Here is a 672-nt window from a genome sequence, read left to right as displayed (position 1 = left end):
GCTGCTGCTCGAAACGATCCGCGGGATCGTGCTCAAGCGAAAGGGTTGAGGCCCTAGGCGGGAGCCTTGAGGTCGTTTTCTCGCAGCATCACGGGCTCCATCGAGCCCTGTGCCAGACGGCGCCGCACGGCCGCATCGATTTCCTCGGCATGAAGGCCGTAGGTGTTCAGTGGGTCGGCGTCTTCGCCGGTGCGGTAGTGATAGCGCAGGGTTTCCCTTCCGATGCTCGCGTTCACGTCGTGGCCCTCCACCGTCACCGAAAAGCGCACCGTGCCCGAAGCGTCGTGAAAGAAGGGGGCGTCAGCCATCGCAAGGCCTGGTGTGTGTCATGGGAGTCCTTTCGGTGATGCGCAGAAAGACATCCGCGTGGGGCACTCTAGTCCTTAATGCCGGTGGCGTCTGTCCGGTCTCACGCTTATGCTTTCGCCGGCATGACCATGCACAGGAGAAGGAGAAGCCGATGAGTTCGTTGGAAGAAGTCTGGGCCTACCGCGAGGAGACCCTTTACACATGAACCGCATGAAAGGAACCGCCGTACCAACAAAGTCCGAACCGTCGCGAGAGCGTGCGCTCGAATTGGCCGAGTCGCTGCATGCGATGGGCGCGATCGAGGTCAAGCGCTTCTTCGGCGGCTTCGGGCTGGTTATGCAGGGCGTGCAGTTCGCCTTCGTC

General features: G+C 61.6%; 1 protein-coding gene. It reads right to left on the bottom strand.

Annotation, left to right across the window (positions count from 1 at the left end):
* Positions 1-53 precede the first annotated feature (53 nt).
* On the bottom strand, positions 54-308 hold the full coding sequence (locus ACSFA3_RS25350; protein WP_435472700.1) for a DUF1488 family protein: 255 nt from the start codon (positions 306-308) through the stop codon (positions 54-56).
* Positions 309-672: the final 364 nt, after the last annotated feature.

The sequence above is a fragment of the Variovorax glucosi genome, from assembly GCF_051216695.1.
GTDB lineage: Bacteria > Pseudomonadota > Gammaproteobacteria > Burkholderiales > Burkholderiaceae_C > Variovorax.
The sequence above is the reverse complement of the archived record's forward strand: the minus strand, read 5'-3'. Positions and strand labels throughout refer to the sequence as shown.